The following is a 21,974-nucleotide window of genomic DNA, read 5'->3' on the forward strand; positions in this document are numbered from 1 at the left end:
TTATCACAATTACAAAAGAGAATTTTACAAGGGGGAGAAAATATCCTAGAATTATAAGTGATAATGAGGACAATCTCAATACAATGGGGGGCGAAATTATGTTTCTGGTTTTTTACGCAATATTAGCCATGGTTCTATTTTTAGGTATCTCAGCTTACAAAGCCTATGTGTATACTAAAATGCCTATGCATGGGAGGTTGGATTTATATCCAGTTCCAAAAGAAAAAGGGCATGCCTACGGGGGATCTTATTACGAGCAACAAGAGTGGTGGAGTAAGCCCCATGAAACTTCACTAGCCTCTGAAATAATTGACATGCTCAAAGAAATCCTCTTTATTAAAAAACTCTTCCAAAACCAAAGGTCCCTTTGGTGGTTATCCTACTCCTTACACCTTGGCATTTATCTGATCATCGCTTGGACAGTGCTTTTAGTTGCCGGTGCTGCTACTGAATTTGCCGGGGGAACAGTTGCGGCCAGTGGCTCGGTTTGGGGAATGTTGCTTTATTATTTAACTCCTTTAGTGGGATGGGCAGGATTCGCCTTGGCAGCCTTCGGTGCCCTAACCTTGGTTTTCCGTCGTCTCATGGATTCCACCCTAAAGAAATACACAACTCCTCAGGAATACTTTAATTTATTACTCTTATTCACCGTAACCGCTACGGGTATTGTCGTTTGGGGCGGGGATCTGAGTATGAGCACCGCGCGCCAAGCTATGGCAAATGTGCTATCCTTACAACCCTTGAATGCTAGTTCCTTAATGATTGTGCATATAGTTTTAGCCGGCTTCATGCTTGTCTATATCCCCATGAGCAAAATGAGCCATTATGTGGGCAAATTCTTCAGTTTTCATATGGTTAATTGGGAAAACGATCCCAATCTTCCAGGAAGTAAAATTGAAGAAAAAATTAAGGCTAATGCTCAGAACTCTCCAAAAACCAAATGGGGTGCACCCCATATTTCCGGTCAAGTTACAGCACCAGCAGAGAAAACCTCTGCGCAAGGATAATGAAATTGAAGAAAGGAGTATGACATCATGATCGATTCGAAAAATTTAAAGCCCAGTGATTTGGGGAGAGCGGATGAGCAATTGGTTGTGTTTACCACTGAAGAACTAATGCCCTTGCCAGCTCCTTATGATAAACCTGGATTGGAACCCGACTTCGTACCGGTTAAAGATGCTTGGCGCGAAAAATACTGTACTTCTTTAGATGGATTTGTGGGTATTGATACTCTGACTCGCCCCCAATCCAAAGAGGAAGAAGAAGAGTTTGTTCGTAAATTCTTGACCGGCTTAGAAAAGCTGTTTTCCGATGCGAACAGCGGTATGCTCCAACCCTTAAATCTGACCATGGAGTACTGTGCCAAGTGTGATACCTGCTCCGCTGCCTGCCACATCTATGAAGGTTCGGGCAACAATGAGCTTTATCGACCTATTTTTCGTATCGAAGCTCTTCGGAAACTCTATAAAAAGTACTTTACAACCAGCGGCAAGCTACTGGGTGGTTTCGTAGGTGCAGATCTTGAGGCTACTTGGGAGAGTATCGCTCGTCTTGGCGAATCAGCCTATCGCTGTAACCTCTGCCGTCGTTGCGCCCAAACCTGTCCCCTAGGTTTGGATAATGGCATCATGGCCAAGGAGATTCGGAAAATATTCAGCATGGAGATGGGGATTGCCCCAAGTCCAATTCATAAAAAAGGTACAGAAAACCAGCTCAAAACCGGTTCCTCTACAGGCATGACGAAACCGGTCTTCTTGGACAATATTCAATTTCTAGAAGAAGAAATTGAAGAAAACTATGGTATTAAAATTAAATTTCCTATTGATAAAAAAGGCGCGGATGTCCTTCTGATTCATAACGCCGGTGAATATAATGCTTGGCCGGAAAACCCAATGGCCTTTGCCATTCTATTTGAAGCAGCGGGAATCAACTGGACCCTCAGTAGCGAAATGATGGGCTACGATAGCGTGAACTATGGCATCTGGTACGATGATGCGCAGGCCAAAAAAATTGCTCTAGGCCAGATCAAAGCAGCAAACGAACTTGGAGTCCGCCGTATCGTTCAAGGTGAATGTGGACACGCCCATAAAGCGGGTGCCCTTGTTGCAGACCGTATGGTCCCAGGCTCAAACAAGGTTCCCGTTGAGAGCTTCTTCCCCTTATTGCGAGATATTGTCATGTCAGGGGCGATTAAGTTTGACCCGAGCCGCAATAACTTCCCAGTAACCCTTCATGATCCCTGTAATGTCGTAAGGCAAATGGGAATCGTCATGCCCCAACGGGAAGTACTGCACAAGCTTGCTCCCCAATTCCGCGAAATGACCCCTCATGGTGTGGATAATTACTGTTGCGGTGGCGGTAGCGGTTTTGCGATCATGCATAGCTTTAACTTTGGCGATTTCCGCAATAAAATCAGCGCTCGCAAAAAGTTTGCGCAAATTCTCAACGCCTTCCCAGATACCATGGAAGATCCTAGCATTGTCAAATACGTATGTGCCCCTTGCTCGAACTGTAAAGGGACTATTCGCGACATTTTAGAATACTACGAAGCTACAGAAAAATATAATGTCCAATACAGCGGTCTGATTGAGCTGGTCGTCAATGCCATGGTAGATCTCAAGAAACCATTTTTTGAGTTTTTAAGAGAAGAAGAATAAGTCGTTGAAAATTGTGAAGATGGTAAAGAGGTGGTAGCGTGAAAGTGGTCATCATCGGTGGCGTTGCAGCCGGCCCGAAGGTAGCTGCACGCCTGCGACGACTTTCCATAGAGGCCGAGATAACGATTATTGAAAAAGGCAAACTTGTTTCCTATGGGTCCTGTGGGTTACCTTTTTATGTGGGAAATTCAGTACCGGAAATCGACGATCTCCTGAAGACTACAGCCGGATTAATCCGTGATCCTCAGTTTTTTAAGGACCAAAAGGGAGTTAATATTCTCACCGAGACTGAGGCTATAGCGATCGATCGCCGGCATAAAAATGTAAAGCTTCGTGATCTTACTACCGGGGAAGAAAGGGAACTGGACTATGATTATTTAGTTCTGGCTACGGGTGCAACAGAGGTTGTACCCCCCCTACCCGGTATTGAGGCAAAGAATGTGTACACCTTGCACCATCCTGATGCTGCAGTTCAAATAAGATCACTGATCCGGGAGAAAAAGATTAAGCATGCCACAGTGATTGGAGCCGGCTTGATTGGCATTGAAACAACGGACGCCATCCTCAGTCGCCAAACCAAGGTTGCCTTATGTGAGAGCCAATCAACTGTACTTCCGAAATTACTTGATCCGGACATGGCTATTCTCCTTGAGAGTAGGATGCGCGACCGCGGCATTGATCTGCACTTAGGTTCCCCGGTGAAGGCCCTCAAAAAAGATGATGAGAATAACGTCAATCGAGTCGTGTTAGAAAATGGCGAAGTTGAAACAGAGCTTGTCGTCATAGCCGTGGGGGTCAGACCAGAAGTCAGCCTAGCCAGACAGGCCGGTCTCACTATCGGCGTGACTGGAGGCATACAGGTCAATCAGTACCTGCAAACGGACGACCCTTATATCTTTGCCGGTGGGGACTGTGCTGAGCAGATTCATCATGTGACAGGTGGCAAAGCCTACGTACCCTTAGCTTCCACAGCGAATAAACAAGGCCGAGTCATTGCCGACAATATCGCAGGACGCAAGACAGAGTTTCCGGCGATTTGTGGGACCTCTGTCCTGCAAGCCTTTGATTTGAATATCGGTCGGACAGGACTAGGGGAATTGGAAGCAAGGCAACTGGGCTACGACGTGATGACAAGCTTAAGCACCGGATTGGATGCTACACACTACTATCCGGTTCATGATTCCGTCACCATCAAGCTTATTGCTGAGGAGTCTACGGGACGCTTACTGGGAGCTCAAGTCTGTGGTCAGGGGGAAAGCATCAAGCGCCTAGACGTCTTAGCCACGATCCTTCACTTTAATGGCACGGTGAGTGATATTAGCAACTTGGATTTAGGCTATGCACCCCCCTTCGCCACAGCGATTGATGTGCTTATTCATGCGGCAAATACTTTTGAAAACAAGCAGCTGGGATTGGTCAAAACCATCACCCCCCTTGAACTCTTAGAGCGAGTTAAACAAGGAGAACAATTCCACCTAGTTGATGTTCGCGAGGATGAGGAAGTCAAGGCGACTCCTTTTACAGGCTCTAATCTGAGGGAGATCCCCTTAGGAGAACTTAGAAATCGCTACCAAGAAATCCCCAAGGGAGGCGATGTGATTTCTGTATGTCAGCTCGGCATTAGAAGTTACGAGGCGGCATGCTTTCTTAAGGAAAAAGGCTTTAAGGATGTGAGTTTTCTGGAGGGGGGGATGTCTATTTGGGAAGCTCTACGCTACCAATTGCTTGAGTACATTGTTCAATAATATACAATGAGGATTTTGAATCGTGCGATTGCAATTATGTATTGTACACTACAAGTAAATTATAGTTAAATAGAGTCAGATAGTGTAAGTTCACACAAGGGTAATCTATTAAAGGTGGTGAGGGAAGATGTATATAGTTGCTGTTGATCCAGATACATGTTCAGGTTGCGATGCGTGTGCAGATAGCTGTCCAGCACACCTTCTCAAATTCGTTGATGGCAAGACCGAAGTTGTCGGTGATGAGACAGAATGTATGGGTTGTGAAAGTTGTATTACCATATGCCCAACAGGTGCAGTTTCGATAACCGAAATGTAAAAATCTAAAATCTTTGTATTGGAGGTAAGGTCATGGCTGATAAGAAAACCCCTCAATTGGACGAGTTACAAAATGGACAATGGCCCAGCTTTGTAACAGAAATTAAAAGAGCCGCCGTGAAGAATGAAGCCTCGAAGGATCTTCTTCACCTCTTGGAAAGATCCTACGAGGAAAAGCGCGGACACTGGAAACATGGTGGTATCGTCGGTGTAAAAGGATATGGTGGCGGCGTTATTGGTCGTTACACCGACCTGCCCGAAGATTATCCTCATTTGCAAGCATTCCATACCGTGCGGATTAACGCACCCAGTGGTTGGTTCTACAGCACAGACTCCTTGCGTAAAATCTGCGATATCTGGGAAAAACGTGGTAGCGGACTCATGAACCTCCACGGAGCAACCGGTGACGCAATCTTACTAGGAACCACTACCGATCAGCTCCAACCCATCTTTGATGAGTTAAGTGAAGAAGGATTTGACCTTGGTGGCTCAGGATCAGACTTAAGATCCCCCAGCTGCTGTGTAGGACCTGCACGTTGCGAGCATGCCTGCTATGATACCTTAGAAGCTTGCTACAACATCACCAACGCCTTCCAAGATGAGTTGCATCGCCCCATGTGGCCCTATAAATCTAAGATTAAATTTTCTGGTTGCGCTAATGATTGTACCGCTTCCATCGCACGTGCAGACTGCGCGGTTATCGGAACTTGGAGAGATTCCCTCATCATTGATCCGGAAGAAGTCAAAAAGTATGCAGCCAGTGGCATGAATATCCAACATGTTTGTGACGGTTGTCCTACTGATGCATTGAAGTACAATGCCGAAACCCAGGAACTAAGTGTAATCGCTAAAGATTGTTCCCGTTGTATGCATTGCATCAACAGAATGCCAAAAGCTATTACTCCTGGCAAAGACAGAGGAGCTACCATTCTGATCGGTGGTAAATCCACCATCGTTCAATCAGCCTTCATGGGTTGGGTCATCGTTCCTTTCATGAAAATGGAAGAAGCAGACGATTTCGAAGAGTTCAAAGATGTAATCACCCGCATCTGGGAGTGGTGGGATGAAAATGGTAAGACACGTGAGAGAATTGGGGAAACCATTTATCGTCTTGGCATGAGCAAATTCCTCACCGAAGTTGGCTTGCCTGCAGTACCTCAAATGGTCTATCGTCCACGTGCTAACCCTTATGTCTTCTGGCCTGAAGACGAAATCAAAAAATAAAATAATCAGATAGAGGTGAATAATAATGGCTATATTAGATCAGGGACCTCTCAATTATAAAGAGAACATTCCACCGATTATCGTCGATAATTATGGAAAATGGCGTTACCATGAAAACCCTAAAGCGGGTGTTTTAAAACACGTTTCCGAAACCGGTGCAGAGCTCTATAGTATTCGCGTAGGTTCTCCTCGTCTTGTCAGTATCGATTTTGTTCGTGATATCTGCAAACTAGCTGATGAATATTGCGATGGCTATCTTCGTTTCACAACTCGTCATAATGTCGAATTTCTAGTATCTGATGCTGCTAAGGTTGAGCCTCTTATCGCCGCCCTCGGTGCTATAGGTCTGCCTGTCGGTGGTACCGGTGCTTCCATCAGCAACATCGTTCATACTCAAGGTTGGGTTCACTGCCATACCCCGGCTACCGATGCTTCCGGCGTCGTGAAAGCCGTCATGGACGATCTCTATGAATACTTTGTCGATATGAAACTGCCAGCCCAATTAAAAATGAGCCTCGCTTGCTGCCTTAACATGTGCGGAGCTGCTCACTGCAGTGACTTGGCGATCGTTGGCGTTCACAGAACACCTCCCCGTATCGATCATGAAAAAATTCGTAAAGGCACAGAGATTCCTAGTCTCGTAGCTTGTTGCCCCACTGGCGCTATTCGTCCGAACCCTAAAGAGAAGAGCGTTCTTGTTAACGAGGCAAAATGTATGTATTGCGGAAACTGCTATACCATGAACCCAGGAATGGAAATCATCGATCCTCAAAATGACGGTATTGCCATTCTTGTTGGTGGTAAAGTAGCTAATGCACGTACGAATCCTATGTTCTCCCGGATGGTCATTCCTTTCATCGAAAACAACCCACCTCGTTGGCCGGAAGTTACTAGCGCAGTCCGCAACATCGTTGAGACTTGGGCTGCCAATGCACGCAAAGGTGAAAAGATGGGCGAATGGATTGAAAGAATCGGTTGGGAGAGATTCTTTACTTTAACTGGTATTGAGTTCTCCGATAAACTTATCGATGATTTTATCTTCTCCAGAGAAACCTTCCGCACCGGAGCTGCTTTCAAATACGAGTAGGCTCGATAAACTCATTGTGATGTAATAAATTTTAAATAAATTATAGGGGGAATAGGATATGCAAAAAGGAGCTGCCGACCCCGTTATCAAAGAAAAGGTCTTAGCCTACTTAGATACCGTCGAGAAGGCAAAAAGCAAAGAGATTGCAGCGGCAATCGGTGAAAAGAAATCCGACGTCGATAATGCGGTCAAAGAGCTTGCCATGGAGGATTTGGTTGAATATCTTTACATCACCACTACCTTCGTTGCCCTCAAAGGCAAAGTCAAAGAGCCAAGCTAAACCTTGCCGGACAAAACACACAACGGATCCCGATGCAGGAGTACTCCTCCTGCATCGGGGAAACTCCTTCTCATAATAAATATCAAGGAGTTGGCTTAAATGGACAAAGCCTTAAGAAGTCTCCTCACAGAAAAAAAGTCAAATATCATCCGAAAATGGCAACATGAGATTGTAAATAGCTATCCCAAAGACACGGCAAGATTCTTAAAGGAACAAAATGATGTATTTGCCAACCCGGTAGGGAATACCATGACCCTTGGCATTGAACAAACCTTTACAGCGCTGCTTCAAGATGATGAATCCATTGAAGTGCATTCATTTCTGAAGGATATCCTTAAGGTACGAGCTGTACAGACCTTTACCCCTTCACAGGCTGTAAATTTTGTTTTCTTATTAAAAAAGATAATTCGAGAAGAACTGGGCAAGGCGGCTGAGGATGAACACATCTCTAAAGCCCTGCTAGAGCTTGATGTTGAAATTGACCAGTTGGCACTCGCTTCTTTTGATATATATTCCGCATGTCGCGATAAGCTAGCGGACTTAAAAACTATGGAACTAAGAAATATGACCTATCGGCTATTGCAGCAAGCCAATTTGGTGACGGAGCGTCCCGATATTGACACCTCCGAGCTAAAAGCACCAGAAGGCAGCGCATACGAGCAGTTTGTGGTCAAAACCAAGAGAAAAGAGGGTGTAAAGTGAAAGCCTTATTTTCTTTAATCGCTTTCTCAATACTGATATTGATCCCATTGGTTGGTGTGGAATTTGCTAATTTACAGTTCCTATTCGGCATTATTCTTCCATATCTAGCCCTCGCCGCTTTCTTAGCGGGATTCATTTATCGAATTATGGGTTGGGCACGTTCTCCAGTACCTTTTAGAATTCCAACCACCATTGGTCAAGAGAAATCCTTTGATTGGATTAAACAGAATAAGATTGAAAACCCTACCACGAACTGGGGGGTCATCGTCAGAATGGCCTTGGAAGTTTTGTTCTTCCGCTCCCTGTTCAGAAATTCCAAGACTGAGCTTAGAAATGGTGAGAATGGTCCAAAGGTTGCTTATGGATCGAGCAAATGGCTCTGGCTCTTCGGTCTTTTGTTTCACTGGTCTTTGCTGATCATTTTGATTCGTCATTTGAGATTATTTTTGGAGCCAGTTCCAGCCTTCGTAAGTTCTCTCGATCAGCTGGATAGCTTCTTCCAGATTGGCTTGCCGGCTCTTTATATCACCGATATGTTTATTGTCTTGGCCCTAACCTATCTCTTCTTGCGGAGAGTTGTTGTGCCACAAATAAAGTACATCAGTTTAGCTGCGGACTACTTCCCTCTCTTTATGCTGATGGGAATTGCCGGTACCGGAATGCTTATGCGCTATATTTACAGAGTAGATATCGCCACAATCAAGGAATTTACCGTCGGTTTACTTACCTTTACCCCTCATATTCCTGAGGGAATCGGCACCATCTTCTATGTGCATTTATTCTTAGTCAGTTGCTTATTCGCTTACTTCCCATTAAGTAAGCTGATGCATATGGGAGGAATCTTCATGAATCCTACCCGAAATATGAAGGCTAACAATCGTATGGTCAGACATATCAATCCCTGGAACTATCCTGTTGCAGTCCATACCTACGAAGAGTATGAAGATGATTTTAGAGAAAAAATGATAAAGGCGGGTATACCGGTAGAAAAGGAGTGAGGTGAGACAGATGGCAAAATTTAAACTACCTAGTGCCGAAGAACTAGCAAATATTGATTATACACCAAGCTCCACAGAATGGTTCGATACCCCTACAACCTTTGAACCGGGTACCTTCTGCTGGGGTGCAAAAGGAAAGGACTTAGAAATCGTAGGCTTTCCTAATGCTCGGGATTGGTCTCCGGTCGATGAAGATTGGCAGCTTCCGGAGAATTGGCAGACGACGATCATCGAAGGAATCGGTGAGAGACTGAACAAATATCGTTCATTCAAGATCATGATGGACATCTGTGTTCGTTGCGGAGCCTGTGCGGATAAATGCCATTTCTATATTGGTACAGGAGATCCCAAAAATATGCCTGTGCTCAGAGCGGAATTAATTCGTTCAGTCTATCGCAGGTACTTTACCAAATCAGGTAAGTTCTTGGGACGCTTGGCAGGCGCGCGAGATCTAACCCCGGAAGTCATCAAGGAATGGTGGTATTACTTCTATCAATGTACAGAATGTCGTCGTTGCTCGGTCTTTTGTCCTTATGGAATTGACCAAGCAGAGATTACCATCATCGGTCGCGAATTACTCAACCTTCTAGGGCTGAATATCCATTGGATTTCTAATCCTGTGGCGAACTGTTACATGAAGGGTAACCACTTAGGCTTAGAACCCCATGCCATCACCGGCAATATTGAAATGATGTGTGATGACATTGAAGACATCACCGGCATTCGTATCGAGCCGAGCTTTAACCGTAAAGGCGCGGAGATCCTCTTCGTCACTCCCTCCGGGGACTTGATGGGGGACCCAGGTATCTATACCTGTATGGGCTATCTCATGCTCTTCCACGAATTAGGTCTTGATTATACTTGGAGCACCTATGCCTCGGAAGGTGGAAACTTTGGCTTCTTTACCTCCAATGAGATGGCTAAACGCTTGAATTCTAAGATTTATGCAGAAGCAAAACGCTTAGGCGTTAAATATATCATCGGTGGCGAATGCGGCCATATGTGGCGGGTCATCAATCAGTACATGGGTACATGGCAGGAACCAGCTGATTTCCTTGAAGTTCCTGTATCACCGATCACCGGAACTCGCTTTGAAAATGCTGCTTCCACCAAGATGATTCATATCGCAGAATTTACTGCGGATTTGATAAAACATGGCAAGCTAAAACTTGATCCTTCCCGCAACGATCACCTCAAGGTAACGTATCACGATTCTTGCAATACCTCCCGCGGCATGGGACTGCTGGAAGAGCCTCGTTATATCATCAAAAACGTGTGCAATAACTTCTACGAGATGCCGGAAAATACGATCCGCGAAAAAACCTTCTGCTGTGGCGGCGGTTCCGGACTGAATGCCTCGGAGAACATGGCAGAGCGTATGACAGGTGGTTTCGCTCGAGCAAATGCCGTAAAGCATGTTCAGGACAAATATGGGGTCAACATGTTAGCTAACATCTGCGCAGTGGACAGAGCTTCTTTCCCAGCACTTATGGATTACTGGACACCTGGCGTAGGAGTTACTGGAGTTCATGAACTGGTAGCCAATGCCCTAGTCATGACAGGTGAAAAGGAAAGAACAACGGATCTGCGCGGCGAAGATTTACCCGAAAAGGGGGTAACGTCCGATGAGTAAAGGCGGCAAAACAATCGGTGGCCTTCTGATCTTTTTGGTTATCGCCATCATGCCCTTCCTTTATAACATGGGAAAGGCAGATGCCAAGCCTGTGATTGATACGGATACTCCTAAAATCCAAGAATTAGGCGCAACCGAATGTATCGAATCTACAGAATACATGAGAGAAAATCATATGCAGCTCTTGCTGGAATGGCGAGATTCTGTGGTTCGTGATGGCAAAACAACCTACATCAATAGCCAAGGAAAAGAGTTTGAGATGAGTCTCCAAGAATCTTGCTTGAGCTGTCATAACGACACGCCCCAAACAGTCTACTATACCGCTGAAACTGCTAATCAAGGCGATAACCAGTTCTGCTACTCTTGCCATGATTATGCATCCGTGGAACCTGACTGTTGGAGTTGCCATGCTGGGCCAAGGGAGGCAGTGAAATGAGCATCAATCGACGGGATTTTCTGAAGAAAGCAGGAGTGATTACCGCCCTAGGATTGGGAGGAGCGATTACTCTGGATGCCTTTGAGGTCTTAGAACCCCTCAAAGCAGCAGATTTTACTAGCCCTGAGGATCTAACCGGTAAACGTTGGGCACTAGTCATTGATATGAGTAAGTTAACCCAGACCGATATCGACGAGGTTATCGCTAGTTGCCATGATCTTCACAATGTTCCTGATATGGGAAATCCGAAGGATGAGATCAAGTGGATCTGGACCGATACGTATGAACATGTCTTCCCTGGTATCGAAAACCATTACTTGGATGAAACCACGGAGAAGATGCCGTTTTTAACCCTTTGTAATCATTGTGATAAACCACCCTGTGTACGGGTATGTCCTACTAAAGCTACCTTCAGACGGGAAGATGGCGTCGTCGGCATGGATATGCACCGTTGCATCGGTTGCCGCTTCTGTATGGCGGCCTGCCCCTATGGAGCGCGGAGCTTTAACTACTGGGATCCGACACCCCATATTAAGGAGATCAATCCGGACTATCCCCGCCGTTCTAAAGGAGTCGTGGAGAAATGCAACCTTTGCATGGACCGCATCGACCAGGGCCTAGAACCTGCCTGTGTGGAAAAATCTAAAGGAGCAATTGTCTTTGGTAACTTGTCAGATCCTGATTCCGCAGTAAGAAAGTTATTAAGTAGCAATTTTTCCATTCGCCGTAAGCCTGAACTAGGCACTCAGCCCAGCGTCTATTACTTGATCGGGGGTGAGGAGCGTGCTTGAGAAAGCTTTATCCGGCAGTAAACGATATTGGCTGTGGATCGGCTTCTTACTAGCCGTGATTTTCATAGGCTTCCTAGCCTATCTGAGACAATATCAGGAGGGCTTAGGTGTCACCGGCATGAGCAGAGACGTATCCTGGGGGATTTATATTTCCCAGTTTACCTTCTTAGTAGGTGTTGCAGCCTCGGCAGTTATGGTGGCCATTCCCTATTACCTTCACAACTATAAAAAGTTTGGCAAAATCGTTATTCTCGGTGAATTCCTAGCTGTTCCTTCTGTCATTATGTGCATCCTGTTTATTTTTGTCGACTTGGGACGCCCTGACAGAATTATGAATGTAATCTTACATCCCACCCCTAATTCCGTTATGTTCTGGGATATGTGTGTACTAATGGGGTATTTACTTCTTAACCTAGTCATCGGTTGGACCGCTTTAGGCGCAGAACGCAAAGGATTTCCACCGCCGGCTTGGGTGAAGCCCTTAATCTATCTCTCTATACCTTGGGCCGTTAGTATTCACACTGTCACAGCATTTCTTTACGCCGGCATGCCGGGCAGACATCTCTGGCTCACCGCCATCATGGCCGCACGCTTCTTAGCCTCTGCTTTTGCCGCCGGACCTGCCTTACTCATTCTGCTTTGCCTGATTGTCCGGAAGGTAAGTACCTTTGACCCCGGCAAGGAAGCTATCCAATCCTTAGCTAAAATCGTGACTTATGCTATGATTGCCAATGTATTCTTCTACATTCTAGAGTTCTTCACCGCTTTCTATAGCAATATTCCTGGTCACATGCATCCCTTACAGTACCTCTTCGTTGGTTTAGAGGGTTACAATAATCTGGTACCCTTTATGTGGGTAGCCACCATTCTGGCCTTCGTCGGGATCTTCCTCTTACTGGTCCCGAAATATCGGCGGAATGAAAAAATCTTACCGTTTGCTCTTATCTCTGTCTTCATAGCAGCTTGGATCGATAAGGGGTTAGGGTTGGTCATCGGCGGTTTTGTTCCCACACCATTAGAACATGTTGTGGAATATTACCCGACGCTCACAGAGTTTGGCGTTACCATGATGGTATATGCTATCGGTGCCCTGCTTATCACGATCTTCTATAAAGCTGTTATCGGTGTCAGAGAAGAGATATAAATGTTATCACAAAAAAACTCATAATAAAGAACAAGGAGGAATTTTAAAATGGCTGAATTAGTTGTTAATGGAGTGTCCTACGAGTTGGATGAGGATGGCTTCCTAGAAGATGCTTCTGTATGGAACGAGGATGTAGCGAGAGCTTTAGCTCCTAACGAGGATGTTCCGGAGCTCACAGAAGAGCACTGGAAAATGATCAACTACCTTCGTGATTACTATGATCAATACGGAGTTGCCCCCATGGTTCGTAAACTTCTTAAAGACACCGGGTACACTCAAAAAACCATTTATGAACTGTTCCCTACAGGCCCTGGAAAGGGTGCCTGTAAAATTGCCGGACTTCCAAAACCAACCGGTTGCGTTTGATTCATAGTCGTCCATAGAGGCCCCAATAGAGAAAGGTGTGGTGGGATTATGTCTAACATCAAGGATCAGGATATACAACAACTAAACAATCTCCATGTCCCGCGTATCGTTATTGGGGCCCCTCAGGGGCGCAGTGGCAAGACAACCTTTACCTTAGGGCTCTTAAGAGCCCTAAGACGAAGTGGACACAAAGTCCAGCCCTACAAGAAAGGGCTGGATTTTATCGACCCTAGCTGGCATACTGCAGCAGCGGAGAGGGTGTCGCGGAACCTCGACCCTTTCCTTATGAGTAAGGAAGATATTTGCCGTTCAGTAGCACTACATTCTTCAGATTGCGAGGTCAGTGTCATTGAGGGCTCTATGGGTCTTTATGATGGCTCAGATATCCAAGGTAGCACCTCCACAGCAGAAATTGCCAAAATTACCCGATCCCCCCTCCTCTTAGTTTTGGATGCGACGAGAATTACTCGTAGCGCCGCTGCTATTGTGATGGGGTGTCAACATTTTGACCCGGAAATCAATATTGCCGGCGTCATCCTCAATAAAGTTGCGCGTTCACGTCATGAGAAGGTTGCTCGGGAAGCCATCGAAACCTATTGTCAGATTCCTGTCCTCGGGGCGATCCCTAAAGATGCGCAGATTTCCATACCGGATCGGCATTTAGGTCTTGTTATGAATGGGGAGATGGCAGAGACGGAACGATTACTCAATCATATTGGCGACGTTATTAGTGAAAATGTTGACTTGTCGAGGATACTCAGTATTGCTCAAGCTGCGCCATCTTTTGAAGTTTTTCCTCAGGCTGAGTATTTTAGCTTATCTGGTTATAGCCTGAAAGCGAAAAGTCTCTCTAATCCGCGTATTGGCGTAATTCGTGACGCAGCCTTTAGCTTTTACTACCCGGAAAATTTAGAGATGCTGGAGTCCATGGGAGCAGAGCTGTTTTATTTTAGCGCGCTCACCCAAGAGGCTTTGCCACAGAATCTTGATGCACTCTATATTGGTGGAGGATTCCCAGAAGTCTTTGCTGAGCAATTAACGCAAAATGTGACTTTACGTGAAGATATTCGGAGAGCCGGAGAAGATGGCATGCCCATCTACGCCGAATGCGGAGGCTTGATGTATCTCGGTCGCAGCATTTATACAGGTGAAAGCCAATATGACATGGTGGGGTTGCTTCCTCTAGATACGCAAATGCAAAAGAAGCCACAAGGGCATGGCTATACCGTGCTCAGGGGATCGGAGGACAACCTTTGGTTTAAGCAAAGTGTAGTTCGTGGACATGAGTTCCATAACTCCAAGGTCATCAATCTGGACAAAAGTAAGATAAACTTTGGATTTAAAGTTGAGCGTGGACATGGCATTGATGGAGAGAATGAAGGCATTTGCTATAAGAATGTTTTTGCGGCCTATAATCATATTCATGCTATAGGATGTCCTCAGTGGGCTGAGCAAATGTTAATTATGGCCCACGACTATCATAAACCAGAGAAAGCGAATAGCTTGCCTAAGCCTAGGCTCACCCGAGTGAGCAAGTATCAATTGGCATAACTACTTGTTAGCACTTATGCATTGATTTTTAAGTTTTTTATCTAAGTTATTTAAGCTGCTGCTTTAACTTGAATGGTAACTATTTGTATTACCAATAGCCATAAAATTTTGTTATAATGAATTAAGGCTTGAATAAGCTTGAAATAATATATACTTATCGATACTACTCGTTCGAGGGAGTTCTTTAGGTGAAAGGAGAAAATCTTTATGTTCGAGCAGCAGTTTATAGTTTTCAAAGAAGTAGCTGACACAAAGAACATTACCCTTGCAGCAAAGAGACTTCATATGAGTCAGCCCAGTATCAGTTTACAGATTCAAAATCTTGAGGGTCAGTACAACACACGGTTTTTTAACCGGACGAATAAGGGAGTCAGTCTCACTAAGGCAGGAGAGGTTTTTTATAGCCATGTTTGTGAGATACTGGACATACTTGATAAGGCACAACATCAAGTAAGTGAGCTGGATGAGGAGCGGCGCGGAGAAATTCACCTAGGTGCGACCTTAACCATCGGCGAGTATGTTCTCCCCAATCTTCTCGCTTACCTATCGTCAAAGTTGCCTGATGTCGATTTTAAAGTCAAGATAGCCAATACGGAAGTCATCGACCAAGATGTCATTGAGGGAAAAATCCACATCGGTCTAATTGAAGGCCCCGAGCCAAAGGGCAGAGGGGTTATTGTAGATAAATTCTGGGAAGATGAGCTGGTGGTAGTCGTACCCCATTTTCATCCCTGGGCAGAGTATGATAGCATTCAATTGTCCGAATTGCCCTATGAGCGCTTTGTAACGCGGGAAGTTGGGTCGGGCACCAGAAAAACCATGGAGATGGCTTTAGTGGAACGAGGTCTCGATCCGGCAAAACTGAATATCGCCATGGAGCTGGGCAGCACCCAAGCCATTAAGCAGGTGGTATGTGCCGGACTGGGGATTACGATTATCTCTGCCCTGACCGTGCGTAAAGAATGCGCCCAAGGAATCCTTAAGGCCCTTCGTATCCAAGATGATCCCGTTTATCGCCCCCTGAATATCCTCACCTTGGCGAAATCTTCTCAGACGAAATATGAACGGACCTTTATCAATTTCTTGCACAACCAGAAGCTCCTTACGGAAATTCTGACGCAAAACTACTGTGCTGAAGGAATGCGTTATATAGATGTCGCTAGGACAGCCTGCGATAAGTGAGGTAATGATGCTGGAAGATAAGCGAATCGGCTTAGTTCAGATGGAAGCCCGAGTAGGGGAAACCCGCTCGAACCTTAACGCGATTATCAGATGTGCGGAAAAAGCGTCTAAGCAAGGAATTGAACTCTTGTGTTTTCCGGAAAGTGCCCTTCATGGTTATTCACCCGCCGATTCAAGTGAAATTGGCGATTCACTGGATAGTCCAAGGCTTAAGGAGCTCAAAGAATGTGCAAGAGATTTTAATCTTATTTTGCTGGTGGGCATGGTCGAGCAGATAGGTAAGGGTCAAAACCCTTACTTATCTCATCTCATCCTTTTTCCTGATCAGGAAAATGCCGTGTATCGCAAGGTGCATCTTGGCCGCAGTGAACAGAATTATTTTACTCCCGGCTCCCAGTTCCCTGTATTTATGGGTAAGGGAGTCTGTTTTGCAGTAGGCATCTGCTGGGATTGGCATTTCCCTGAGATGGCGGCCATTTATTCCTTGAAGGGTGCCGAGCTGCTTTTTGCACCTCACGCATCACCTGTGGTAGCAGGTGATCGAAAAGAAATCTGGAAGCGCTATCTGGGTACTCGAGCCTATGATAACTCTACTTATCTGGGAGCTTGCAATCTTATAGGTCCGAATAACCGCGGCAAGGTATTCAGTGGTGGAGCCTTGGCTTTTGGCCCAAAGGGAGAGATATTGGCCGAAAGCTTTCACACTCCAGAGGATGACTATACCGAGGAAATTCTTATTGCTGATCTTTCGGCGACGAAGATCAACGCTTTACGCAGCGCCGAGCGGGTCTCCATGAAGCAGACGTTTTTTTTGGCAGACCGTCGTAAGGAGCTCTATGGAGAGCTCTTAGAGTTAGAAATACCAAAGTAGATGTAAAAAATAGTGACTAAGCTACTCGACCCAGACAGGATTTTTATTCATCAGTGGTGCCGCCCTAGCTGCACGGAAGACTGATGCGTATAAAAAGAAAGGCAAATCGCCTTTCTTTTTTTATTCCTTGCTCAAATTTTGTCGAACGATTTATGGACAAGGCCATACGAAAGCGTGCGAAGAGGAACGAGGGACGTAAAAAGAGAGTAATGGGGAAAAAGGGGGAAAATTCGTTTTGACATCCATATCTAGTGTTGATAATATGAACTAGACACTAGATGTAGGGGGTGATGACTTGCATTGCCCATTTTGTGGGAACGATGAGACAAAGGTCCTAGAATCCCGTCAAGTGGAAGAAGGAACAGCTGTCCGTCGGCGCCGGGAATGCGATCATTGTTCACGACGGTTTACGACCTTTGAAAAATACGAAGACATGCCCTTGGTTGTGGTTAAGAAGGACGGAAGACGCGAAGAATTTTCCCGGGGAAAGCTGAAGGCAGGAATCTTAAGAGCCTGTGAGAAACGGCCGGTCTCTGTCGAACAAATTGAGAATATGGCTTACGAGATAGAAAAGAATCTTCGTAACGGCCACGATCGCGAAGTTCCCAGCAAGAGCATAGGCGAAGCGGTCATGAATAACTTGGTCCATCTAGATGAAGTAGCCTACATACGCTTTGCTTCAGTTTACCGCGAATTTAAGGATGTCCAACGTTTTTTGCAGGAGCTCCACGAGCTTGTAGAAAAAAAGGGAAATAACTAATTCCAGGCTTAATCTTTGGGAAGATTTAAGTTTATTAGTGATGCAGGGCAATTGGGAAAAGTGCCCATTTTTAGTCCCTAAGACTGGAAAAATTAGGCCCTGAGACCTATCCTAAAAGTACGGGATTTCAGCCAAAATAGAAGAGAAGAGTTTTTGAGAGAAAGTTGGGGATTAATGTTGAGTTTCGTAGAATCATTACCAAAAACTTGGCTCAGAGCCAACCTGACACCGAATGCCCGGGTTATTTTAGAAAAGCGTTACCTCAAGCAAGAGAATGGGAAAGTAGCCGAGAGCCCGGAAGAAATGCTTTACCGGGTGGCTTCTGTCATCGCCCAAGTCGAAGAGAAGTTCGGCAAAGGGAAAAAAGAAGTCAAAGAGCTGACTAAAGCCTTCTATGAGATGATGGCCAAGCTAGAATTTATGCCCAACTCCCCAACCTTGATGAATGCAGGACGTGACCTAGGTCAGCTCAGTGCCTGCTTTGTGTTGCCGATCGACGACAGTATGGAAGAGATTTTCGATGCCATTAAAAACGCAGCGATTATTCATAAATCGGGTGGAGGGACAGGCTTCAGCTTTTCCCGTTTACGCCCAAAAAATAGCACCGTCCGTTCCACCGGTGGTGTAGCATCCGGCCCGGTATCCTTTATGAAGGTCTTTAATGCCGCTACGGAAGCGGTGAAGCAGGGGGGAACCCGCCGTGGGGCAAATATGGGAATCCTGCGGGTAGACCATCCGGATATTCTGGAATTCATTACTTGTAAAGAGGACAACAAAGAAATCACCAACTTCAATATTTCCGTAGGAATTACGGAAGCATTTATGAAAGCCGTCCAAGAAAAGGCTCACTATAACCTAATCGACCCCCATTCCAAAGAAGCTGTAGGACAGCTCTACGCACCTGACGTGTTCACAATGATCGTAGATCGTGCATGGAGAAATGGCGAGCCGGGCATCATCTTTATTGATCGCCTCAATCGGGATAATCCTACCCCTCAGCTGGGTGAGATCGAAGCCACCAATCCCTGTGGTGAGCAGCCCCTGCTCCCCAATGAAGCCTGTAACTTGGGCTCCATTAACCTTAAGCTCATGGTGACTGAAAAAGATGGTAAAGTCGTGGTGGATTGGGAGCGCTTAAGCGCAATCACGCGCACGGCGACCCGCTTCTTAGATAATGTTATCGAAGCCAACACTTATCCTCTGCCGGCTATTGAAGCGATGGTGAAGGGCAACCGGAAGATTGGCTTGGGCGTTATGGGCTTTGCCGATATGCTGATTCTCCTTCAGACTTCCTATGCTTCTGAGGAGGCCGTAGAATATGCTGAGAAGATTATGAACTTCATTCAGACTGAAGCTAGATTAGAATCCCAAAGCTTAGCTGAAGAGAGAGGAACCTTCCCTAACTATAAAGGCTCCATCTATGATGGTGTCCGTCCTCTGCGCAATGCAACTCTGACCACTATCGCACCTACGGGGACCATCTCCATGATCTGTGGAGCGTCCAGTGGGGTAGAGCCTCTGTTTGCCGTAGCCTATACCAAGACCGTCATGGACGGGACTCCTTTGATCGAAGTGAATCCTATCTTCCAAAGCTTCGCCGAAGAGTATGGATTCGATTCTCCGGAGCTTATGCGAAAGATTGCCGAAAAGGGAACAGTGCTAGGGGTCTCGGAAGTTCCGAATTGGGTTCAGGAGGTCTTCGTCACTGCTCAGGAGATCGATCCCGAATGGCATATCCGTATCCAGGCAGCCTTCCAAAAGTACACAGACAATGCTGTGTCCAAGACGATTAACTTTGCCAATGAGGCTACTCATGAAGATATAGCAAAGGCTTATGAATTGGCTTATGAGCTTAATTGTAAAGGCTTAACTGTCTACCGTGATGGAAGTCGTGAAGAACAAGTTCTCTCGACTGGAATTGCCAAAAAGACAGACGAGAAGGCAACAGAAGCCAAGGGACAAGCTTCTAATATGGAGAATTCTGATGAGTTCGTCATTCCTAAGGTGCCTTTCATTCCGGAAGTGAACACCGTTTTACCTCGTCCCCGTCCGACCACTACGACTGGGGTCACGGAGAAGATTCGTATCGGCTGCGGAAATCTCTATGTGAGCGTCATGGCTGATGAAAAGGGAATCTGCGAGATTTTCACCAACACCGGCCGGGCAGGTGGCTGTTCCTCTCAGTCTGAGGCGACAGCTCGCTTGATCTCCATCGCTCTTCGTTCCGGTATCTCCGTCGATGCCATCATCGAGCAAGTCAAAGGCATCCGTTGTCCCGCTTGTATCCGTCGCGAAGGGGTCAAAGTCACCTCCTGCCCCGATGCGATTGCCCGGGTCATTAAGGAATATGTCGAACTAGGCAAAGGGAAAATAAATTCAGTGACCATTAAAGCCGAACCAGAAGTAGAAGAGAAGCCCGTCCAAAGCAAGAGTGCCTCTTTTACCGGTGGTCAAAAGATCCGCTCTACAGTGGCCGAGGCCAATTCCTGCCCAGAGTGCGGCATGGGAATCAATCACGAAAGCGGTTGCGTTGTCTGCACCCATTGCGGATATTCAAAATGCGGTTGATATCATGTTCACTGATAATAAAGTCGGACGCTATTGGGCAATAGAAATTACGTCTTAAGAAGTTAATAATTATTTTAACTTAACCAAATACATCTTAGCCAATAACTCAAATATTACGGTTATTGGCTTCTTTTTTATTATCAATGGAAATTAGATGTTTTCTTCCGGTTGATTTAGAAAAGGAGATAGATACTATGAGTTTACCGGTTCTTAAACATGGTGAAATTATTTCGCGAGATACTCGAAGCACTATATCAACACGTTATCACAAAGTGACACGGGCAATAAACCGTGAGTTTTGGAACAGCCAAAGCGAAACACAAAATAGCCTGTATGTAGGCTCCTATGGGCGCGGAACGGCAATTGACACTAGTGATCTCGATATTTTGGTTGAATTGCCACAAAGCGAATATAGCCGTTATGACTTTGCGAGGGGTAACGGGCAATCTCGTTTGTTGCAGGCAGTTCGAAATTCAATACTAATCGCCTATCCACGTAGCGATGTTAGAGCAGACGGGCAGGTAGTAAAAATCTCCTTCAGTGATGGTATGCAGTTTGAAATACTCCCCGCATTTAAAAATATTAATTGGCTTGGGCAATGGGATGGTACATACAATTATCCCGACACAAATATGGGCGGGAACTGGCGATCCACGAATCCAAAAGCTGAACAAGATGCAATGAAGCAAAAAAATAATAGCAGTAGCGGTTTGCTCTATGATACTTGCAAGCATCTCCGGAGTGTCAGGGATAACCATTTCAGCAGTTATCACCTGTCAGGAATTGTGATAGACAGCTTTGTTTATATGGCAATGGGAAATTGGAGATGGTTGTCTGGGGATGAACCTTCGACCTCAGCAAAGGGCGATTATGAGCGTGTTTTACTTGATTACCTTAATCAAAGAGCAGTGTTTCGGTCGACAATTCTTTTGACCGCCCCTGGAAGCGGGCAGGAGATAGATACAAGAAGCAGTTTTGAATGTTTGAAAAAAGTATTAAATTATATTGCTTAATGATAGTAAGCGGAGGAAGTTTATGGTACAAAGCTCCATCTCTCATAAAAAAGACTTAAAGGTTCAAGTTCGCGAGGCGTATGGGCGACTTGTGTATAGCTATACAACACATTTAAAGCAGGTAGAGCAACTTACTAATAAGAATAAAAGAATCAAGTATTGGCAAATTGCACTTTCTGCTATTTCGACCGGTGGATTTCTTGGCGCTGTGGTTACCAATCAGATTATCATGACATGGATTGGTGGTATTGTGTCAACTGCTCTGCTTGCATTGAACCTGTTTTTCAAGGATTTTAACCTTATTGATGACATTAAGAAACATCGCTCAACAGCTGATGATCTATGGATTGTTCGAGAAAGGTATATCTCTCTTCTTACTGATTTTGATGCGCTGAATGAAGAAGTGATTATGAAGAGAAGAGATGAACTGCAAGATCGCACAGCAGAAATTTATAGGGTAGCTTCTTCGACGAACTCCAGAAGCTATTCTGCTGCACAAAAGGCTCTAAAGGAAGATGAAGAGCAGTTATTTAGGGCATCAGAAATTGATAAAATGCTTCCTGAACATTTGCGCGAAGCAAATATTCAGAATCAAAAGGGCGAAAGTATGTATTGAATTTTTAAACTGCTTAAATAAAGCGTGAACCGTCT

The 21,974-nt window shown here is 45.4% G+C and carries 21 protein-coding genes; all 21 read left to right on the top strand.

The annotated features are described in order from the left end of the window. Positions 1 to 98: 98 nt before the first annotated feature. Complete coding sequence (locus AAC978_RS07215; RefSeq protein WP_341547366.1) at positions 99 to 1,007, top strand: respiratory nitrate reductase subunit gamma; 909 nt, start codon at positions 99 to 101, stop codon at positions 1,005 to 1,007. A gap of 27 nt (positions 1,008 to 1,034) precedes the next feature. Further along, positions 1,035 to 2,657: a (Fe-S)-binding protein gene (locus tag AAC978_RS07220; protein ID WP_341547367.1), complete on the top strand. Its 1,623-nt coding sequence runs from the start codon at positions 1,035 to 1,037 to the stop codon at positions 2,655 to 2,657. Positions 2,658 to 2,695: 38 nt separating this feature from the next. Continuing rightward, entirely contained in the window at positions 2,696 to 4,402 is a 1,707-nt protein-coding gene (locus tag AAC978_RS07225) for an FAD-dependent oxidoreductase (RefSeq protein ID WP_341547368.1), read from the top strand. A gap of 127 nt (positions 4,403 to 4,529) precedes the next feature. After that, the gene (locus AAC978_RS07230) at positions 4,530 to 4,718 is read left to right on the top strand and encodes an ATP-binding protein (RefSeq protein ID WP_341547369.1); all 189 of its coding nucleotides are present in this window, start codon (positions 4,530 to 4,532) and stop codon (positions 4,716 to 4,718) included. 32 nt (positions 4,719 to 4,750) lie between these two features. After that, a complete protein-coding gene (dsrA, locus tag AAC978_RS07235) occupies positions 4,751 to 5,941 on the top strand; it encodes a dissimilatory-type sulfite reductase subunit alpha (RefSeq protein WP_341547370.1) in 1,191 nt (396 codons plus the stop codon). 25 nt (positions 5,942 to 5,966) lie between these two features. Continuing rightward, positions 5,967 to 7,028: a dissimilatory-type sulfite reductase subunit beta gene (dsrB, locus tag AAC978_RS07240; RefSeq protein ID WP_341547371.1), complete on the top strand. Its 1,062-nt coding sequence runs from the start codon at positions 5,967 to 5,969 to the stop codon at positions 7,026 to 7,028. A gap of 58 nt (positions 7,029 to 7,086) precedes the next feature. Next, positions 7,087 to 7,308: a hypothetical protein gene (locus tag AAC978_RS07245; protein WP_341547372.1), complete on the top strand. Its 222-nt coding sequence runs from the start codon at positions 7,087 to 7,089 to the stop codon at positions 7,306 to 7,308. A 99-nt stretch (positions 7,309 to 7,407) separates the two neighbouring features. Further along, the gene (locus AAC978_RS07250; RefSeq protein ID WP_341547373.1) at positions 7,408 to 8,010 is read left to right on the top strand and encodes an RsbRD N-terminal domain-containing protein; all 603 of its coding nucleotides are present in this window, start codon (positions 7,408 to 7,410) and stop codon (positions 8,008 to 8,010) included. Beyond that, the gene (dsrM, locus tag AAC978_RS07255; protein WP_341547374.1) at positions 8,007 to 9,008 is read left to right on the top strand and encodes a sulfate reduction electron transfer complex DsrMKJOP subunit DsrM; all 1,002 of its coding nucleotides are present in this window, start codon (positions 8,007 to 8,009) and stop codon (positions 9,006 to 9,008) included. The genes AAC978_RS07250 and dsrM overlap by 4 nt, the downstream gene beginning before the upstream one ends. A gap of 10 nt (positions 9,009 to 9,018) precedes the next feature. Then, positions 9,019 to 10,641, top strand: a complete 1,623-nt coding sequence (dsrK, locus tag AAC978_RS07260; RefSeq protein ID WP_341547375.1) for a sulfate reduction electron transfer complex DsrMKJOP subunit DsrK — start codon at positions 9,019 to 9,021, stop codon at positions 10,639 to 10,641. Further along, on the top strand, positions 10,634 to 11,077 hold the full coding sequence (dsrJ, locus tag AAC978_RS07265; protein WP_341547376.1) for a sulfate reduction electron transfer complex DsrMKJOP subunit DsrJ: 444 nt from the start codon (positions 10,634 to 10,636) through the stop codon (positions 11,075 to 11,077). Before dsrK ends, dsrJ begins: the two co-directional genes overlap by 8 nt. Further along, on the top strand, positions 11,074 to 11,868 hold the full coding sequence (gene dsrO / locus AAC978_RS07270) for a sulfate reduction electron transfer complex DsrMKJOP subunit DsrO (protein ID WP_341547377.1): 795 nt from the start codon (positions 11,074 to 11,076) through the stop codon (positions 11,866 to 11,868). Before dsrJ ends, dsrO begins: the two co-directional genes overlap by 4 nt. After that, positions 11,861 to 13,012: a sulfate reduction electron transfer complex DsrMKJOP subunit DsrP gene (gene dsrP, locus AAC978_RS07275; RefSeq protein ID WP_341547378.1), complete on the top strand. Its 1,152-nt coding sequence runs from the start codon at positions 11,861 to 11,863 to the stop codon at positions 13,010 to 13,012. Before dsrO ends, dsrP begins: the two co-directional genes overlap by 8 nt. Before the next feature lie 48 nt (positions 13,013 to 13,060). Then, positions 13,061 to 13,378 carry a TusE/DsrC/DsvC family sulfur relay protein gene (locus AAC978_RS07280; RefSeq protein WP_341547379.1) on the top strand — a complete coding sequence of 106 codons (318 nt, stop codon included), beginning with the start codon at positions 13,061 to 13,063 and terminating at the stop codon, positions 13,376 to 13,378. A 48-nt stretch (positions 13,379 to 13,426) separates the two neighbouring features. Next, positions 13,427 to 14,929 (top strand): cobyrinate a,c-diamide synthase, encoded by a 1,503-nt coding sequence (locus AAC978_RS07285; protein ID WP_341547380.1) that lies wholly within the window; start codon positions 13,427 to 13,429, stop codon positions 14,927 to 14,929. Positions 14,930 to 15,136: 207 nt separating this feature from the next. After that, positions 15,137 to 16,111, top strand: a complete 975-nt coding sequence (locus tag AAC978_RS07290) for a LysR family transcriptional regulator (protein WP_341547381.1) — start codon at positions 15,137 to 15,139, stop codon at positions 16,109 to 16,111. Between the two features lie 7 nt (positions 16,112 to 16,118). Further along, positions 16,119 to 16,982 carry a nitrilase-related carbon-nitrogen hydrolase gene (locus AAC978_RS07295; protein WP_341547382.1) on the top strand — a complete coding sequence of 288 codons (864 nt, stop codon included), beginning with the start codon at positions 16,119 to 16,121 and terminating at the stop codon, positions 16,980 to 16,982. Between the two features lie 295 nt (positions 16,983 to 17,277). Then, positions 17,278 to 17,742 carry a transcriptional regulator NrdR gene (gene nrdR / locus AAC978_RS07300; protein WP_341547383.1) on the top strand — a complete coding sequence of 155 codons (465 nt, stop codon included), beginning with the start codon at positions 17,278 to 17,280 and terminating at the stop codon, positions 17,740 to 17,742. 174 nt (positions 17,743 to 17,916) lie between these two features. Continuing rightward, the gene (locus tag AAC978_RS07305; RefSeq protein WP_341547384.1) at positions 17,917 to 20,310 is read left to right on the top strand and encodes a vitamin B12-dependent ribonucleotide reductase; all 2,394 of its coding nucleotides are present in this window, start codon (positions 17,917 to 17,919) and stop codon (positions 20,308 to 20,310) included. 194 nt (positions 20,311 to 20,504) lie between these two features. Next, positions 20,505 to 21,323, top strand: a complete 819-nt coding sequence (locus AAC978_RS07310; protein WP_341547385.1) for an SMODS domain-containing nucleotidyltransferase — start codon at positions 20,505 to 20,507, stop codon at positions 21,321 to 21,323. A 22-nt stretch (positions 21,324 to 21,345) separates the two neighbouring features. Continuing rightward, positions 21,346 to 21,939 carry an SLATT domain-containing protein gene (locus AAC978_RS07315; RefSeq protein WP_341547386.1) on the top strand — a complete coding sequence of 198 codons (594 nt, stop codon included), beginning with the start codon at positions 21,346 to 21,348 and terminating at the stop codon, positions 21,937 to 21,939. Positions 21,940 to 21,974: the final 35 nt, after the last annotated feature.

Origin of the sequence: Desulfitobacterium sp. THU1 (assembly GCF_038181555.1) — a bacterium.
Classification (GTDB): domain Bacteria; phylum Bacillota; class Desulfitobacteriia; order Desulfitobacteriales; family Desulfitobacteriaceae; genus Desulfitobacterium.

Bases quoted from the DNA above. Each gene is read 5' to 3' on its own strand.
- AAC978_RS07215 (WP_341547366.1), top strand. From the start codon at position 99: ATGTTTCTGGTTTTTTACGCAATATTAGCCATGGTTCTATTTTTAGGT.
- dsrJ (WP_341547376.1), top strand. From the start codon at position 10,634: ATGAGTAAAGGCGGCAAAACAATCGGTGGCCTTCTGATCTTTTTGGTT.
- AAC978_RS07315 (WP_341547386.1), top strand. From the start codon at position 21,346: ATGGTACAAAGCTCCATCTCTCATAAAAAAGACTTAAAGGTTCAAGTT.
- AAC978_RS07220 (WP_341547367.1), top strand. From the start codon at position 1,035: ATGATCGATTCGAAAAATTTAAAGCCCAGTGATTTGGGGAGAGCGGAT.
- AAC978_RS07280 (WP_341547379.1), top strand. From the start codon at position 13,061: ATGGCTGAATTAGTTGTTAATGGAGTGTCCTACGAGTTGGATGAGGAT.
- AAC978_RS07230 (WP_341547369.1), top strand. From the start codon at position 4,530: ATGTATATAGTTGCTGTTGATCCAGATACATGTTCAGGTTGCGATGCG.
- AAC978_RS07245 (WP_341547372.1), top strand. From the start codon at position 7,087: ATGCAAAAAGGAGCTGCCGACCCCGTTATCAAAGAAAAGGTCTTAGCC.
- AAC978_RS07285 (WP_341547380.1), top strand. From the start codon at position 13,427: ATGTCTAACATCAAGGATCAGGATATACAACAACTAAACAATCTCCAT.
- dsrO (WP_341547377.1), top strand. From the start codon at position 11,074: ATGAGCATCAATCGACGGGATTTTCTGAAGAAAGCAGGAGTGATTACC.
- dsrB (WP_341547371.1), top strand. From the start codon at position 5,967: ATGGCTATATTAGATCAGGGACCTCTCAATTATAAAGAGAACATTCCA.
- AAC978_RS07305 (WP_341547384.1), top strand. From the start codon at position 17,917: ATGTTGAGTTTCGTAGAATCATTACCAAAAACTTGGCTCAGAGCCAAC.
- AAC978_RS07290 (WP_341547381.1), top strand. From the start codon at position 15,137: ATGTTCGAGCAGCAGTTTATAGTTTTCAAAGAAGTAGCTGACACAAAG.
- AAC978_RS07250 (WP_341547373.1), top strand. From the start codon at position 7,408: ATGGACAAAGCCTTAAGAAGTCTCCTCACAGAAAAAAAGTCAAATATC.
- AAC978_RS07310 (WP_341547385.1), top strand. From the start codon at position 20,505: ATGAGTTTACCGGTTCTTAAACATGGTGAAATTATTTCGCGAGATACT.
- AAC978_RS07295 (WP_341547382.1), top strand. From the start codon at position 16,119: ATGCTGGAAGATAAGCGAATCGGCTTAGTTCAGATGGAAGCCCGAGTA.
- dsrA (WP_341547370.1), top strand. From the start codon at position 4,751: ATGGCTGATAAGAAAACCCCTCAATTGGACGAGTTACAAAATGGACAA.
- dsrK (WP_341547375.1), top strand. From the start codon at position 9,019: ATGGCAAAATTTAAACTACCTAGTGCCGAAGAACTAGCAAATATTGAT.